The sequence below is a fragment of the Sodalinema gerasimenkoae IPPAS B-353 genome (assembly GCF_009846485.1).
In the GTDB taxonomy this organism is placed as follows: Bacteria; Cyanobacteriota; Cyanobacteriia; order Cyanobacteriales; family Geitlerinemataceae; genus Sodalinema; species Sodalinema gerasimenkoae.
In genome coordinates this window covers 3,220,100-3,236,414 of sequence record NZ_ML776472.1, presented here as the reverse complement: position 1 = coordinate 3,236,414, position 16,315 = coordinate 3,220,100, and the positions used below count along the sequence as shown (strand labels likewise).

The 16,315-nt window shown below is 52.7% G+C and carries 13 protein-coding genes and 1 tRNA gene; 9 read left to right on the top strand and 5 right to left on the bottom strand.

Translation table 11 applies throughout. The annotated features are described in order from the left end of the window. Positions 1-166 precede the first annotated feature (166 nt). Positions 167-2,179 (bottom strand): WYL domain-containing protein, encoded by a 2,013-nt coding sequence (locus L855_RS14040; RefSeq protein WP_159789014.1) that lies wholly within the window; start codon positions 2,177-2,179, stop codon positions 167-169. Between the two features lie 282 nt (positions 2,180-2,461). Between L855_RS14040 and L855_RS14035 the strand changes: the two genes are divergently transcribed. After that, entirely contained in the window at positions 2,462-2,719 is a 258-nt protein-coding gene (locus L855_RS14035; protein ID WP_159789012.1) for an NfeD family protein, read from the top strand. Between the two features lie 75 nt (positions 2,720-2,794). Here the strand turns inward: L855_RS14035 and L855_RS14030 are convergent, their stop codons facing one another. Further along, positions 2,795-3,799 carry a DUF3747 domain-containing protein gene (locus L855_RS14030; RefSeq protein WP_159789010.1) on the bottom strand — a complete coding sequence of 335 codons (1,005 nt, stop codon included), beginning with the start codon at positions 3,797-3,799 and terminating at the stop codon, positions 2,795-2,797. 397 nt (positions 3,800-4,196) lie between these two features. Between L855_RS14030 and L855_RS14025 the strand changes: the two genes are divergently transcribed. Together L855_RS14025 and lptB are read left to right on the top strand one after the other, a co-directional pair. Beyond that, the gene (locus L855_RS14025; protein WP_159789008.1) at positions 4,197-4,646 is read left to right on the top strand and encodes an LptA/OstA family protein; all 450 of its coding nucleotides are present in this window, start codon (positions 4,197-4,199) and stop codon (positions 4,644-4,646) included. A gap of 37 nt (positions 4,647-4,683) precedes the next feature. Then, a complete protein-coding gene (gene lptB, locus L855_RS14020) occupies positions 4,684-5,412 on the top strand; it encodes an LPS export ABC transporter ATP-binding protein (RefSeq protein ID WP_159789006.1) in 729 nt (242 codons plus the stop codon). 139 nt (positions 5,413-5,551) lie between these two features. On the opposite strand, the gene L855_RS14015 is transcribed toward lptB, so the two are convergent. After that, entirely contained in the window at positions 5,552-7,387 is a 1,836-nt protein-coding gene (locus tag L855_RS14015; protein ID WP_159789004.1) for a sodium:solute symporter family protein, read from the bottom strand. A gap of 134 nt (positions 7,388-7,521) precedes the next feature. Between L855_RS14015 and L855_RS14010 the strand changes: the two genes are divergently transcribed. Then, positions 7,522-7,606: transfer RNA gene (locus tag L855_RS14010), tRNA-Leu, on the top strand. Between the two features lie 37 nt (positions 7,607-7,643). Here the strand turns inward: L855_RS14010 and L855_RS14005 are convergent. Continuing rightward, on the bottom strand, positions 7,644-8,588 hold the full coding sequence (locus L855_RS14005) for a calcium-binding protein (RefSeq protein WP_159789002.1): 945 nt from the start codon (positions 8,586-8,588) through the stop codon (positions 7,644-7,646). 276 nt (positions 8,589-8,864) lie between these two features. Between L855_RS14005 and hemL the strand changes: the two genes are divergently transcribed. Further along, on the top strand, positions 8,865-10,163 hold the full coding sequence (hemL, locus tag L855_RS14000; RefSeq protein WP_159789000.1) for a glutamate-1-semialdehyde 2,1-aminomutase: 1,299 nt from the start codon (positions 8,865-8,867) through the stop codon (positions 10,161-10,163). Between the two features lie 72 nt (positions 10,164-10,235). Here hemL and psbQ read toward each other — a convergent pair whose 3' ends face one another. Next, positions 10,236-10,721 carry a photosystem II protein PsbQ gene (gene psbQ, locus L855_RS13995; protein WP_159788998.1) on the bottom strand — a complete coding sequence of 162 codons (486 nt, stop codon included), beginning with the start codon at positions 10,719-10,721 and terminating at the stop codon, positions 10,236-10,238. Between the two features lie 168 nt (positions 10,722-10,889). On the opposite strand from psbQ, the gene purD reads away from it, so the two are divergent. The 4 genes from purD (at position 10,890) to urtC (ending at position 16,299) form a co-directional block, all read left to right on the top strand. Beyond that, the gene (gene purD, locus L855_RS13990; RefSeq protein ID WP_159788996.1) at positions 10,890-12,167 is read left to right on the top strand and encodes a phosphoribosylamine--glycine ligase; all 1,278 of its coding nucleotides are present in this window, start codon (positions 10,890-10,892) and stop codon (positions 12,165-12,167) included. Between the two features lie 308 nt (positions 12,168-12,475). Beyond that, positions 12,476-13,771 (top strand): urea ABC transporter substrate-binding protein, encoded by a 1,296-nt coding sequence (urtA, locus tag L855_RS13985; protein WP_159788994.1) that lies wholly within the window; start codon positions 12,476-12,478, stop codon positions 13,769-13,771. Between the two features lie 110 nt (positions 13,772-13,881). Next, positions 13,882-15,048 carry an urea ABC transporter permease subunit UrtB gene (gene urtB, locus L855_RS13980; protein ID WP_159788992.1) on the top strand — a complete coding sequence of 389 codons (1,167 nt, stop codon included), beginning with the start codon at positions 13,882-13,884 and terminating at the stop codon, positions 15,046-15,048. A 78-nt stretch (positions 15,049-15,126) separates the two neighbouring features. Further along, on the top strand, positions 15,127-16,299 hold the full coding sequence (gene urtC, locus L855_RS13975) for an urea ABC transporter permease subunit UrtC (protein WP_159788990.1): 1,173 nt from the start codon (positions 15,127-15,129) through the stop codon (positions 16,297-16,299). Positions 16,300-16,315: the final 16 nt, after the last annotated feature.

The window sequence follows — 16,315 nt, the reverse complement described above, 5'->3', positions numbered from 1 at the left end:
TGTGACAGTTGGCAACTGGGGGAACGAGGTTTTAGGGGTTTCGGGCGTTTTTGGGGCACATTCTTGCGGCTCAGGGCAGCCAGTGGAGTGAATTGGCTGCTGGGAGGGGGGATTGTGAGTGAGCTGGGACAGGAAACGCCACGTGCGGACTGCTTCTGGTTTTGTCCTATTGCTCTTTTAGATTGTCATAGCTGGCCACGATCGCCCCCCCAGTCTCTTGGATCATCTGTTGCAAGCGGGGGGGACTCACCACCCGCACCTGACCGCCAAACCCGAGAATCCAACGCCGTAGGTCAATATCATCAATAGACCAACAGGGGAGTCGGACTTGGAAGCGGTGGGGATAATCGGGGTCGTCGGTTCCCTTGGCGGAAAACAGCCGCGTCAGACGACGGCGATCGCCCCGGCCATCGGGATCGGACATTCTCATCTGTTGTAGGGGGAAGCGCTGGGTTCCCTCCCGGATAAAGCGAAAACTGGCATCGTTACACCACAATTCCACCAGTACCGTTGACCCTCGCTGTCTGGGCCCTCGACTTAAGTACTGGGCTTGTTCTTCAGGACTGCGGCCGAGAAATACCCCGACACTGGCTTCATGGAGTTGTTGTAGCCGTTTCAGGGCTTTCTGGTGTGGGGGGCGATCGCGATACACTTGGGTGCGCTCGACCCGTAAATACCAACGATCCAAACGCTCAAAACTCAACAAACCATCGGCTTTCGACTCCCAACCCACATACCAGGCGATTTGATGGAAAATCAGTTGTAGGGGATAGGCCTCTAAGGCCACGGGGTCGCCGGGAAACTCTCCGGTTCCCTGTAACTTCTGAAGCGAGAGCAGTTCGCGATCGCGAATGGCCCGTTCAATGCGTCCTCGTCGCCGCGCCAGGGACACATTCACTAAGCCATCGACTTGAATGATGGAGGGATTTCCAAACCGCCAAATGGGATAGTCGGATTGTAAGGCGGAGGGATGCAGGCGCTCGATTTGCTGCAAAATGCGATAGTACCGCTCCCGGTCTTCGGGACGACTGATAAATTCCGCCTGGCCCTGTAACTGTTCGTGCAGCCAGGTTAAATCCTCCAGGGAGAAAATGGAGGTTCCGAGATAATAGCCGGAGCGATAATTCTTCTGGCGATCGAGAATCCCATAGGGATATAGGGCCAGTTCGATGTCTTTGCGCAACGTGACGCGATCGCTTACGGTGTGACGGCGATTGACGACGGTCACCAAACTCTCCTGAACGGTCAAATCGGACTGGTTTTCAAAGGGATGTTGCAAGATGGCGCGGATGGTTTCGAGTAGCCGTAGGAAGCATTGGCGATCGCTATAGCGGTGACAGTAAATTAAACCCTGAGGATCACGGAGTTCCGCCGTCTCAATCTCAATTAATCCCTCGGCGTGGGGGGCAAAAAATTCCTGAGAACGCAACCAATGGAGATCCGCCGCTAGGGCCCCTTCCTCGGCATACACCGGCCCCTGCTGCTGGCTCAAATCCCGCACAATCTGGCTCAGACTGGGATAATGGGAAGTGGCCCCTTGTTTGAGGAGATAGGCAATGAGAAACATCAGCCGTTCAAAGTCCAACAGGGACCCATAGGGATGCCACACCACCTGGGAGTTGCGGTTACGGCGACGCACCAGGCGCAGCGGCAGGCGATCGAGTTGTTTAAAGACTTCGGAGAAGTCGATATCTCCTTGAAAGGTTAGGGGGAGCGATCGCACATCGAGAAATCCCTCCGCCGTTGTCACTGGAGTCTGGGCTAGGGAGTTGGCCATGCGCTCAATGACGTGACTGGGAACCACCCGAGGGCGATCGCGATTACGCCGTTTACAGATGTCAACCGGAACCTCCATCACCCAGGCCATCCAAGTCAGAGGCGGATCGCTCAAGGCCTGCACTGATTGTAAGAAGTCTAAACGCCAGGCCCGGCGAACATTGGTGGCATCATAGATGACTGGACGCTCTTGGGCGATCGCCGCTTGAATCTGAGCCAAGACCTCCGCCTCAATCTCAAACCAATCCCCCTGAATGGCAGCATCCCCATAGAGTTTTTCCCGCACCGCATCGGTGGACACCACCACATAGGTCGGGTCTCGTTTCACAAATCCCTCTGCAAAGTGACTTTTACCACTCGCGGGGATACCAACTAGGAAATGACAGGGGAGAGAGATGGACATGGGAGAAGAGGGCAAACCAGAGGGAACCACAGAGTTACAGAGGACATGGAGAAAAGAGAAACCCGTAAAAATCGTGATCCAGACGGGACAGATTAGTAAGGGCTGGCATCTATTTTAGCGAGATTCAGGGAATCAAATTGAGGTTTGGTGCGAATTACAAAAATTGCCCAATTTGCTGAACTAGCTAACGCATAAATTACCTGCCGTCACGTGCATCGAGTTGCATAAATCACCTAAAAATCAGGGTGTAATCAAAGAGCAGATCAACTTGGAGGACTCGCGATGTTCAGCTTTCATCAACGCCTGATGGCGTCTACCCCCCAACTTCCTCAACCCCCCCATGATCCCATTTTGGGGCGACTCGGGGAAGCCACCGTCTCGAAACGGATTGCCTACCATTGTCCAGGACGGGTGTACTACCGCGCCACCTGGTGGAAAGCGCAATGTCAGCATCGGGATCTGATCCTAGAACCCGGAACCCGAGTTCAGGTGATTGCGCGGGACATCACAATTCTGATTGTTGAACCTTGCTGGACCTGAACAAAAAGCCCCGGTGCAGGGAAACAACCGGGGCGGAACCTTAGCCAAGTTTGCGAGATAAAATAGCTTGACACATTAGCGAGTTAGTGCAGTCAAAACGGCATTCATGTCCGTATTGTCTAAATCCATCGAATCAGCAAACGCCGTGCGTTGTTCAACCGACATCACATCACGAACCGCCATCATGCTGGAGAAACGATTGTCGCTAATCCGTTGGCGCAGACGTTCAACTTGATCCCGTTGGCGGCGCACCTGACGAGTGGAGGCGTCGCTAATCATCATCTCTTGCAACTCCTGACGGGCCTGATTCAGTTCACCTTCGAGGCGGCTGCTTTCGGCTAGATAGGATTGACGGATTTGAGTAATGCGCTCTTGTTGGCTGTTGCTGAGGGCAATCTCATCCCGGACGGGTTGCTCTTGGCTAGGCTGAGACGGTTCAGGAGTGGGTTGGGGAGTGGGCTGTTTTTCTTGAGGCTGACGGGGAGGAGTCGGCGTAGAAGGACGGCTGGCACTGGGGTTGGAGTTTTGGGTTAATGCGTTCAGACTTTGGGAGTTCGAGAGATACACATGACCGAGGGTGCGTCCTTGATAGGTGCGTTTGCTGAATGCCCAACCATCATTAAGGTCAATGCGGACAAAGTCGTTAGCGTAGGGAGCGCGTCCAAGTTCAATGGTGGGTCGGTTGGGGAGGAAGGGAACCCCTTGTAAGACGAGATCAGCGCCTTGGCGAACCGTGCGTAGATTATATTGAACCCCTAAGTCTTGTCCAGCGGTGCGGATGGAGTAACCGTTACTATCGGTATAACGTCCGCAAATCCCGGTGAAGTCGAAGTTCGCTAACAGAGGATTAACAATTGAGCCATTTTCAGCCCAGCAATCGCGGCGGTTGGATTGTTGTTCAATGACGAGCAGTTGATGGCGTCCGGTGTTACCCACAGGTGCAGCTACAGCAACGAAGTTATCTTGAGCAACAGCTCGTTCTCCGAAGGTCGCGGCTTGAGCAGCTTGGGGAGCAAAGCTGGTACCGAAGCTGGAGACAGCGAGGGTGGAGAGAGCAGCGAGGCGAAGTGCGGTTTTCATGGCGGTAGAGTCCTTAGTGCGAGGTCGTTTGTTTTGTATGAGTTCATTGTGTGCTGAGGACTCTGGCCCTAGGGTTGGAAACAGTTGACTTTGCCGAGTGTCTTCTGGACACTGTGACAGTTGTGAGGCTTGGGATACGAGTTTATAGGGGTTTCAGGAGTTGATTTGGAGTTAGTTGTGACAAAAATGCAGCCAGTGGGGGGATTGGCTGCGATTTAGAGCATCCTAGGCTTAAACCGGAAACCGGACGACTCAGGTTGAAGAGTGTCCTATGGCATCGTTCATGGAGAACAGCCGTTGCTAAGATAAACTACAGCAACCTAAGACCTGTTCCGGTTGGCTCACCCCCTTAACTTCTGATTGGCTCATCGATTCAGCCTTTGTGACGTAATTAATTATGAACATCCCAACATTGGCGAAATGGCGCTTGGCGCTGGCGTTATCTTTGCCGATCGCCCTCTCGGGAACGATCGCCCCCCCCACCTATTCCCAAGCGAATGGTGGCTCCCCCCTAACGGTTCGCGCCGACCAACAAGAAGCCGACGCACGCACGGGAATTGTCACCGCCCGAGGTAATGTTCAGGTGAACTTCCCGTCCCGCAATCTCCAAGCCACCTCCAATCAGGCCCAGTTCTTTAGCAATGAACAACGTCTGGTGCTGACGGGGAATGTCTTTGTTCTCCAGGAAGGCAACAGCATTCGCGGCGAGGTGGTTACGTATCTGATTGACGATGGCTTATTTGTGGCGCAACCTCTCCCAGAACGGCAAGTGGAAGCCATTTACATGATTCCCGAAAATGGCAACGGGCAACGGCCCTCCGCTCCTGCACCCCCTGCGCTTCGTTAATTGACTCGCTCTGGTTCCCGGTTCCTCTCCCTGATCTATGAAAATCGTCCTGGATAACATCCATAAGTCCTATCAAAAACGCTCTGTCGTCAGCCGAGTCAACCTCTCCGTGAGTCAGGGGGAGGTGGTAGGACTTTTAGGACCCAATGGGGCGGGGAAGACAACTACCTTTTATATGGTGACGGGATTAGTGAAACCCGATCGCGGCCGGGTTTGGCTCGATCAACGGGATATCACGTTATTGCCGATGCACGAGCGGGCCAAGATGGGGGTGGGTTATTTGGCCCAGGAAGCCAGTATTTTTCGTAATCTGACGGTGCAAGATAATCTCTTACTGGTGTTTGAACAGACTGGGGTTCCCCGTCGCGAGTGGCAAAAGCGACTTAACCAGGTCATTGAGGAGTTTAATTTAGGGAAAGTCGCGTCCACCCTCGGCCGGCAAGTCTCGGGGGGAGAACGACGACGCACGGAAATTGCCCGCTCCCTTTCGACGGGATATGGGGAACCTATCTTCTTACTTCTCGATGAACCCTTTGCCGGAATTGACCCCATCGCCGTCAATGATATCCAGCAGGTGATTGCTCGCCTGCGCGATCGCAACATCGGTATCCTGATTACGGATCACAATGTCCGCGAAACTCTAGAAATTACCGATCGCGCCTACATCATGCGCGAAGGGGAAATCCTCGCTTCGGGAAGTCCAGCGGAACTCTACGATAATCCCCTGGTGCGTAAGTATTATTTGGGCGATCGCTTTCAGGTTTAGAAGAAGGCAAGAGGGAGAGGCAAGAGGCAAGAGGGGAACCACGGAGAGGACACAGAGGGAGAGGAGGGAGAAGCCCCCCTACTGCCTACTGCCGGAAGAGGGCGACCATAAAGGTACGCCCCTACATCTTTTCTATTACCTATTCTTCAGTTCCTGGGCGAGGAATGGCGATCGCCTTGTGTTTATTGAGTTGACGTAGCCACATTCCGCCAATCACTGCCACAATTAGCCAGAACCAACCGAAGAGCGATCGCAACAGCAGAAAGCCACCGCAACCGAGTAACATCCCAAACAACAAGAGATTGGCCGCAACCGAGCGTTTCAAATCTAAGGTCAAATCCTGAGCCGGAAGTAGTCCCGTGTTGGCCTGTTGTCGTCCCCAGCCTAACCCCCCCGGACGGGCTTTGCGGTAAAACTCATCTAGGGTCTCTTCTGACTCTGGAGGAGTGACAAACATCACCACAATCCAAAGGGTACAGACAATCACCGTAATCGCCATCACCCGAAGTCCATAGTCGGACATAGGAACTACTACCCAGGTTTCCAACCAACTGCCAGGGGGAACCTGCCAACCGGCCGCTACGGTGGCTAAACTTCCCACAATAAAACTGGCCACAATCGCCGTAAGTTCCGCCGCCGCATTAACTCGCCACCAGAACCAGCGCAGCATTAATACCAAACCCGACCCCGTGCCAATGGCGATAATCAACTCAAACACCTGACTGATATCATTAGCCAGGAACGCGGCGATCGCCCCTAACCCGGTCACCAACACCGACGACAGCCGCCCCACGAACACTAACTGGGTTTGCGTCGCCTCGGCGTTGATAAAGCGGCGATAGAGGTCATTGGTAATAAAGGAAGCCCCCCAGTTAATGGATGTCGAGACGGTACTCATAAACGCCGCCACCAACGAGGCCACCACCAATCCCAACAATCCCGGCCCCAGAAACTCCAACATCAGCATGGGATAGCCGAGTTCTTTGTCTTCTAAATCAGGAAAAACCACCAAGGCCACCAAGGCCACCACAATCCAGGGCCAAGTCCGTACCACATAGTGCATGATGTTGAACGTCCAGGCCGCCTTTTCTGCCTCAGCCTCCGTTTTCGCCGCTGCAAACCGTTGCACAAACTCCCCACCGCCATCACTGCGTCGCCAGGCCCACCATTGAATGAAGATATTAGCAAAAAAGGCACTGGCGGTAATGCCGGCAGCTTCCCCAAAGCTAATCAGACCCCCCTCGCCACCAATATCAAAGGGAAGAATGGCTAGGGTGTTAATATCGGTGACTTCAGGGATACGGCTGATCAAGGTTTCCATGCCACCGATGCGATCGAGGGCAATTCCTGCCACCAGCAATGCCCCCAATAGGGCCAAAATAAACTGGAAGAAGTCCGTGGCCACCACCCCCCACAATCCCGCTAACCCGGAATAGACAAGGACAAAAACACTCACCCCCACCACACTCCAAATTTTTAACTGGGTATCCCCGGCATCCATCCCTAGATTTTCCCAAATTTGCAGGGCATCCACCACTTTGACCATTCCTAGCATGGCGTAGCCGATGCCGATGCAGTTCATGGGGACTGCGAAGATAAAGGCTTTTACCCCCCGCAGAATCGCGGCCATATTGCCCCCATAGCGAATCTCCGTCAGTTCCGCATCGGTGATCACCTCGGAACGCCGCCACATCTTGGCAAAGAGATAAATCGTCAGCAGATGGGAAATGCCAAAACTCCACCAGAGCCAGTTGCCGGCAATGCCTTGATTGCCGACAATGCCGGTAATGAGTAACGGGGTATCAATGGAGAACGTCGTGGCCGCCATGCTTACCCCCACCAACCACCAGGGGAGCGATCGCCCGGAGACAAAAAAGTCTTCTAAGCTACTAGAGGCTTTGCGGGAGAGATAAATCCCTAAGCCCATAGTGATAACCAAGTAACTCAGAACGATGAGCCAGTCAATGGATTGCATGATGGACGGTTGCCACTAAACTGGCAGCCATTCTACCTGTTTTCGAGCGATTTCAACCCAGGGCTTGCCAAAAAAAGCTCTCTCAGCTATATTGAGGGAATGCGCTTAAAATAAATAAGCCCAACCTACATCCTGGGGGTGTGGCGGAATGGTAGACGCTACGGACTTAAAATCCGTTGACTGGTGACAGTCGTGTGGGTTCAAGTCCCACCACCCCCATTGTTTAATCTGTCCTAAATCACTGCTATGAGTCGGTCTAACCCAAGCTCTTGGGGTTGGGCGGCCGAGGTGAGTAGCGACGGCTAAAATAGCGGAAACGGTTATCCTCCTGCCATTTTTGGATTAGGGTATCGCCACGATGCTGAATTTCTAGGAAGTTAGCATTCTCAAACGCCGGTTTATAGACGGGGAACGTTTCCATGAGTCCCAAAGTCGCACAGGTTTCTAAGCCACTAATAAACCGTCGAGAAAAATTCATGAAATGGGGCTGTTGTGTCCAATAGTCCATTTGGCGAGCATTGAGGAAAAAGCAGCCAGAATGGGGATTCCTAGCCCGATTAAAGTGTAACGGCTGACCGAGGAACTGAGCTGAAAGCCGCTGTTTATCACTAAAGTCATGGGGACAGTCCGCAAACAGTGGGGAAATACTTTCAAAATCCGCATCCACATAAACCTTTTCTGGAACGCCCTGCTGAGTGACCTCAAAGCGATTGGATTGCAGAACCACCTCATCGCCGAGATGCTGATTAAACCAATTGAGCTTCTGAAAAAAGTAGCCGTCTCTAAGAATTAAATCATCTTCGAAATAGCCATAATAATCATAAAATCCCAACTGACGTTTTAGGACTAAATGACAGCCGAGTCCTAGCCACTTGGGATCTTCCAAAGAAAAAGACTCTCGCCTAAACAGTGCCGATGGGACGCGGAGCTGATCTAGCTGATCTAACAGATGGAAATCCGCCGTGGTACAAATGACTACATCCAGCTCAACTCGGCTGTAGCAATTGGCTGGTTGGCGTTCTACCCGAGACTGCTCGGCATCATGAGCATAATAACTTTGACCTGTGCCAAAGGTTTCATAGAGCGATCGTAGGCAAGCCGTCAACCCTTCAATGCGAGGTTGAGGATTCGTCTGCAACGACCCATGAGCGTTGGAACCTTGAGGATTAAAATAGTGGGGAATCGTCAGTAGAACTCGCACGTTTTTACCCTAGACGCGTCATCAATCGACCCCCATTATGCCATCGTCGAGTCCATCTCACTCTATAATCCGACGGTCTCGTACAACCCGCATCCGTCTCCCCGGAGTCCAACATCCCTAAGACAATTTCCTTCATCACCGGCCCCCTCGCGTGAGATTCGAGCCGTTGTCAGTTAAGATAGAAGTTTCGAGTTTTCTCAAAATGCAATTTTATCGCAGACATTATCCTGCGCGACCTTGACTTTAAGCCGTTAGACATCAATTAAGGAGCCTGCTTTGGTTTATACGACACTACAAACAACCAAGTCGGAAGAAATCTTTGCCGCTGCCCAAAAACTTATGCCCGGTGGCGTGAGTTCGCCGGTACGAGCATTTAAATCCGTTGGCGGTCAACCCATCGTCTTTGACCGAGTTCAAGGCGCCTATATTTGGGACGTCGATGGCAACCAATACATTGACTATGTGGGCACCTGGGGGCCGGCTATCTGTGGTCATGCCAACCCAGAAGTCATCAGTGCGTTACGGGACGCCTTAGATAAAGGGACGAGCTTTGGAGCACCCTGCTATCTGGAAAACGTCCTGGCTGAAATGGTCATTGATGCCGTTCCTTCCATCGAAATGGTGCGGTTTGTCAACTCTGGAACTGAAGCCTGTATGGGAGTCCTGCGCTTGATGCGGGCCTTCACCGGACGAGAAAAAATCATTAAATTCCAAGGCTGCTATCACGGCCATGCCGATAGCTTCTTGGTGCAAGCTGGGTCTGGGGTCGCCACCCTCGGACTTCCCGACTCCCCTGGGGTTCCCAAAGCTGCCACCAGCGCCACTTTGACGGCTCCCTATAATGACCTCGAAGCCGTCAAGGAATTGTTCAAAAACAATCCCGATGAAATTGCTGGGGTCATCCTAGAACCGGTGGTCGGCAACTCTGGGTTTATTCTCCCCGATGCAGGTTTCCTGGAAGGCCTACGGGAACTCACCCAAGACAACGGTGCGTTATTGGTCTTTGACGAAGTGATGACCGGCTTCCGTATCTCCTACGGGGGCGCTCAGGAACGCTTCGGGGTAACTCCGGACTTAACCACCCTAGGTAAAATCATTGGTGGAGGGTTACCCGTGGGCGCGTATGGGGGTCGTGCCGACATCATGTCCATGGTCGCTCCCGCCGGTCCGATGTATCAAGCCGGAACCCTCTCTGGAAATCCTCTGGCGATGACCGCTGGCATTAAAACCCTGGAACAGTTGCAAAAATCTGGGGTCTATGAACAACTGCACGAAAAAACCAAACGGCTCTCCGATGGCTTACTGAATGCCGCTCAAGAAGCTGGACATACCGTCTGTGGTGGTTCTCTCAGTGCCATGTTCGGGATGTTCTTCTGCGAAGGGCCCGTGCATAACTATGACGATGCCAAACTCTCCGATGCTACGAAATTTGGTGAGTTCCATCGTGGCATGTTGGAACGGGGGATTTACCTCGCCCCATCTCAGTTTGAGGCAGGATTCACCTCCTTAGCTCATACCGATGAAGACATTGACCGCACCATCGCGGCGGCTCGTGAGGTGTTTGCGAGTCTTTAGGGGAGTTGTTCGGCGCTGAGGACCACAATTGGGGCGAACCCAGGCGGTTCGCCCCGCGAGTTGGGTCTAACTCTACGTAGCGTCAGGAAGGAGGCCGATGAAGGCATCCAAGTCTGTTAGAGTTTCGCGATAGTTTCTCGTGGCTGTAGCGTAATCGGCTTGTTGGGCCGCGAGGCTGATGGCCTCAAGATGACGAGAGATTTCCCGAGCCAACTCCCGACCTTGGGACTGGTCTTGGGGCAGGAGATTGCGGTTAAACAAACTCATATCTTGCCGCAGGGTTCCCAGGGGACCGTGGATGAAGTTGTCCACATAGACCCAGTCTCTATCCCGTATGAGCTGGTCGAGTTCTCCCATGCGATCGCGCATCCCTTGAATATCGTTCGCGTAGGACTCCAGCCGCTGCACCACATCAGGGGTATAGGTGGGGGGTTGGGCCGGGGGAGCGTTCCCACAACTGGCCAGGAAAAGCATCATCCCTGCTAATAAACTGACGAAAAGGGAACGAGAACGCGAGCCTATGCCCAACCTAGATTTGATCCACTGTATTTTAGACATTATTTTAGACATTGATTCTCTTCAAACTCAATCATTCTACCCAAATTTGCGCCTCTACCCCAATGCAGGGGCGGAGAAAATGGTCTCTAAGGCAGCAGTAGGGTAGAATCAGGCTTGGCACGATTGTGCCGATCGCCCCCGGGGTGAATCGGATGTTAGGAGGTTTGAGTGAACGTATTAGTTATTGGTAACGGTGGGCGGGAACACGCGATCGCCTGGAAATTGCTTCAGTCCACGAGAGTCAATAAGGTCTTTTGCGTGCCGGGGAATGGGGGAACCGCGAGTCTCCCCAACTGCTTTAACCTTGCCATGTCAGTCACGGATTTTGAGGGCATTGCTCGCTTTGCTCAGGTGCAAGGCTGTCCCTTTGTGGTGGTGGGGCCGGAGATGCCCCTGGCCATGGGCATTACAGATTATTTAAGTGAGCGCGGGGTTCCGGTGTTTGGTCCCAGCCAAGCTGGGGCCCAAATCGAAGCGAGTAAGGCTTGGGCCAAGACCTTAATGGTGGAAGCGGGAATTCCCACAGCCGCCTCCGCCACCTTTGAACGCCACGAGAGTCAGGCCGCCAAAGACTATGTGCGGCGGATGGGCGCGCCGATTGTGGTCAAAGCCGATGGCCTCGCTGCCGGCAAGGGGGTCACCGTCGCCCAAACTATTGAGGAGGCCCACGCTGCCATTGATGAAATTGCCAGCGGACGGTTCCAGGATGCTGGGGAAACACTGGTCATTGAGGAGTTTCTCACAGGACAGGAAGTGTCGGTGTTGGCCCTATGTGACGGCAAAACTGTGCTTCCCCTGCTGCCGGCCCAGGATCACAAACCCATTGGCGAAGGAGATACGGGAGCAAATACCGGGGGAATGGGGGTCTATGCTCCTACGCCGGTATTGTCTGAAGCAGGGATTGCCCAGGTTCAGACGGCTATCCTAGAGCCAACTCTGGCCGCCTTACAGGCCCGTGGTATTGACTATCGTGGGGTGTTATATGCTGGCTTGATGGTGACCCAAAGCGGCGAGATTAAGGTCTTAGAGTTTAACTGTCGCTTCGGAGACCCGGAAACTCAGGCGGTATTACCCCTGCTGCAAACCCCTCTAGATACGCTCTTACAGGCCTGTGTAGACCAAACCTTAGGGGAGCAGCCTCCCTTAGACTGGCATCCTGGCGCGGCGGTTTGTGTGGTCATGGCCTCAGGAGGTTATCCCGGCGATTATGAAAAAGGTAAGGCAATTTCTGGATTAGCAGAGGCTCAAGAAACGGGGGCCTTGGTCTTTCATGCCGGAACTCAATTGAAACAAGACCAATTGCTGACCAGTGGTGGACGAGTGCTAGGGGTGACAGCGGTGGCCGAAAGTTTTTCGGCAGCGATCGCCGACTCCTATGCAGCGGTCCACAAAATTGACTTTGAGAACGCGTATTTCCGTAGTGATATTGGTTATCGTATTCGCTAAATCTTTCGCAACATATCATAAATTGAGATCAGGCTCCCGTTCACGAGTCTCTAAATCGAAAACGGGGGCTTTTTTGAACTTCATTTTTTCGTTTGATAACAGTTTAATTGGCCTCTCAGTTTTTTGGTAGCCTAGGCTACATTTGCTCTTAAGAAATTGCTCTAGGATACATTCCTGGACGAACTATCCAGAACAAACAATCTTGTAGCCCTGGACTCCCTTCTCTGACAATGATGGACGTTAAGAGTTCCAGAATTTCTCGTTAGAGACAGCTAACAGTTTCCTATTTTTAAGCGAAGAGACTGAATATGAACAAAGGTTTAGGACGGCGTAAATTTTTATGGTACGGCTCAGCGGCATTTGGAACCAGTTTAATCCTTAAGGCTTGTGCTGACCCCAATAGCCCAACAACCGCTGGTGCCGGTGCCAATGGCGATACCATTAAAGTTGGCATTCTCCACTCCCTTAGTGGAACCATGGCCATCAGTGAAACAACTGTTGTTGAAGCCGAACAACTAGCTATCCAAGAAATTAACGCCAATGGTGGTGTTAATGGGAAACAACTCGAAGTCATCGTGGAGGACGGAGCGTCCGACTGGCCAACATTTGCCGAAAAAGCCGAAAAACTCATTGACCAAGATGGCGTCGCCGTCGTCTTTGGCTGCTGGACATCTGCGAGCCGTCAGGCGGTTAAAGATGTCTTTGAGACCCGAGATCATATGCTTTGGTATCCCGTCCAGTATGAAGGACAGGAATGCTCCAAAAACATCTTCTACACTGGGGCAGCCCCCAACCAGCAAATTGAGCCTGCGGTGCAGTGGCTGCTGGATAACAAAGGGGATGAGTTCTTCTTAGTTGGCTCGGACTATGTGTTCCCCCGGACGGCTAACACCATTATCAAAGAACAACTCGCGGCTGAGGGAGGAACCGTCGTTGGGGAAGACTATATCCCCCTCGGAAGCACAGAAGTTACCCCGATTATCGCCAGAATTCAACAGGCGTTACCCGATGGAGGCGTGATTTTTAACACCCTCAATGGAGATAGTAACGTCGCCTTCTTCACGCAAATGCAAGGGGCCGGTATGGACCCTGAACGCTATCCGGTTATGTCCGTAAGTGTGGCGGAGGAAGAAGTTCAACAAATTGGTGTGGACCTGCTCGTCGGTCATTATGCGGCTTGGAACTACTTTCAAACCGTGGAAACCCCAGAAAATGAAACCTGGGTTGAAGCGTTCAAAGCCGAGTATGGGCAAGATCGCGTCACCAACGATCCCATGGAGTCTGCTTACTTGATGGTATATCTCTGGAAACAGGCCGTCGAACAGGCTGGGGATGCCTATGATCTCGAAGCGGTACGCGCCGCTGCCATTGGTCAGTCGTTCCAAGCCCCTCAAGGGTTAGTGACGATGAATGAGAATCATCACATCTCGCAAATGGTTCGTATCGGTCAGGTGCGTGATGATGGTCTGTTTGATATTGTCTGGGCCACGGATGATCGCGTTGACCCAGAGCCTTGGAACCAATATGTTCCCGAGACGCAAGGCTATGGCTGCGACTGGAGTGACCCAAATAAAGGGGGACGGTTTAGACTCGACGAGGCTTAGATACTCAGTCTAACGTCCCTAGGTTTGATCTCAGTTGAGGGTGTTCGGCGACAGAAGCCTCACCCTCAATTCTGCCTCTTTATTGTCAGTTTTATTGTCAATCACGACCCATGATCGAGCTTGCTGTTGGTATTTTTAACGGCATTGGCATCGGGTCAGTCCTCCTTATCGCCGCCTTAGGTTTGGCGATTGTGTTTGGGCTGATGGGTGTTATTAACTTGGCTCACGGTGAGTTAATGATGCTGGGTGCTTATGCCACGTTTGTGGTTCAAAATGTCTTCCGAGATTTGGATGCCGGTGACGGGGTATTTGGACTTTATATTATTGTGGCTCTCCCGGTGGCGTTTTTAGTTTCCGCGATCGCGGGGCTGATTTTGGAGCGGGGGGTGATTCGCTTTCTCTATGGCCGACCCCTCGAAACCCTGTTGGCAACCTGGGGGGTGAGTTTAATTTTGCGCCAGTTGGTGCGTAGTGTGAACTGGCTGTTGACGATCGCCATTCTTCTCTTTTGCGCTCTCTTTTTCGGGGGAATGTGGCTGCTACGTCGTCGGCCCAACTGGGAGGGGATGAAAGGGTGGGCGATCGCCATCCTGTTGCCTCTGTCATTGGCGATCGCCGGAGTTGCTGGCTGGGCCATGACCGGTAACGCTGCCCTGGCTCGGCCCTGGTTTGGTCCGCGCAATCTGGATGTGAGGACTCCCCCTTGGCTGCGGGGAGGCTTCGAGTTGGGGGCCTATCGCCTGCCCTATTCCCGGATGTTCATTATTGTGTTGACGATTCTCTGTCTGGTGGGAATTTACTGGTTCTTTAATCGCTCCGATTGGGGATTACGGATTCGTTCGGTGACTCAGAATCGCAATATGAGTGCCTGTTTAGGGATTCCCACGGGGACTGTGGATGCTCTGACATTTGCCCTTGGCTCAGGATTAGCCGGGATTGCCGGCTGTGCCATCACCCTCCTGGGGTCTGTGGGCCCCAATGTGGGACAAAACTACATTGTTGATACCTTCATGGTGGTAGTGGTTGGCGGTGTTGGTAATATATTTGGGGCAATTATCGCCGCTCTCACCATTGGGGTGAGTACCTATCTACTCGGATCTGGAGCCTTGGCTCGTGTGTTTGAGGATATCAACTCCTTGCAGTTTGTCGCGGAGTTTCTCCGCTTCTTCACCTCAACCAGTATGGCTCGGGTCATGGTCTTTGCCTTGATTATTGCCTTTTTACAAGTCAAACCCTCGGGGATCTTTCCCCAGAAAGGACGAACGGCTGAGCTGTAGTCTACGGGGCCTGGGTCATTACAATTGACCTTGGTGATTGATTTTGGTGTAGGTATTGATAACTGTATTTGATGTGATATGCAACCCTCCAAACAACCTCCATCAGCCGCCAAATCTCGTCGTTCTAAATGGTGGCTGGAACCGGCGATCGCCCTGGGCATTGCGATTGCCTTTGCTGTCATCATGCCCTTATTTCTACCGGTGTTTCGCCTCAGACTATTGGGGCGTTTTGTGGCCCTGGCGATTGCTGCCTTGGGGATTGACCTCATTTGGGGATACACCGGTTTATTGAGTTTAGGACATGGCATTTTCTTTGCCCTCGGGGGCTATGCCTTTGCCATGCACCTGAATTTGCAACTTCCTGAGGGGCAAATTCCCAACTTTTTTAGTCTCTATGGTGTCGATGAACTGCCTTGGATTTGGCAACCCTTTTATTCCCTGCCCATTACCCTCATTTCGATTGTCCTGATTCCGGCGATCGTTGCGGGCCTCCTGGGGTATTTGGTCTTCCGCAACCGCATTAAAGGGGTCTATTTCTCCATTTTGACCCAAGCGGCTCTCTTGGTGTTCTTTAACTTCTTCAACGGACAGCAAGAACTCATCAATGGAACCAATGGACTCAGCACCAATCGTTATGAAATCTTTGGAGTCGCCTCGGGAGCGCCCGAAGCCCAGCTTGCCTTTTTTCAACTGTCCACAGTCATGGTGGCCCTGGTCTATTTACTCTGTCGCTGGTTGACTCAAGGGCGCTTTGGGCGAATGCTGGTGGCCATTCGTGATGACGAAGTGCGGGCCCGCTTTGCTGGCTATGATCCCACGGGTTTTAAGATTTTAGTCTTTGCAGTTTCCGGGGCGATCGCCGGGATTGCTGGGGCCCTGTTTACCGTGCAAACGGGACTGATTACCCCCGGTTTTATGGAAGTTCCCTTTTCCATCGAAATGGTGATTTGGGTCGCCGTGGGGGGACGGGCCAGCCTCATTGGGGCGATTATCGGCACGCTGCTGGTTCGTAGTGCCCAAACCTTCCTTAGTGAATGGTCTCCCGAAGCCTGGTTATTCTTCCAGGGGGCCTTATTCCTGATTGTGGTGACGGTTCTTCCTCAGGGACTGTACGGTTGGTTCCGGGACTGGGCCATTCCCAAACTGCGATCGCGCTTCGGCCTGCAACCGCGCCTGGTTAGCTATCCAGACATCGACCTCAACCCGGACGTACAACAGGAAAAAGACGAACTCGAACACCTCGATGGCTAGTTCTCCCCTTCCCTCA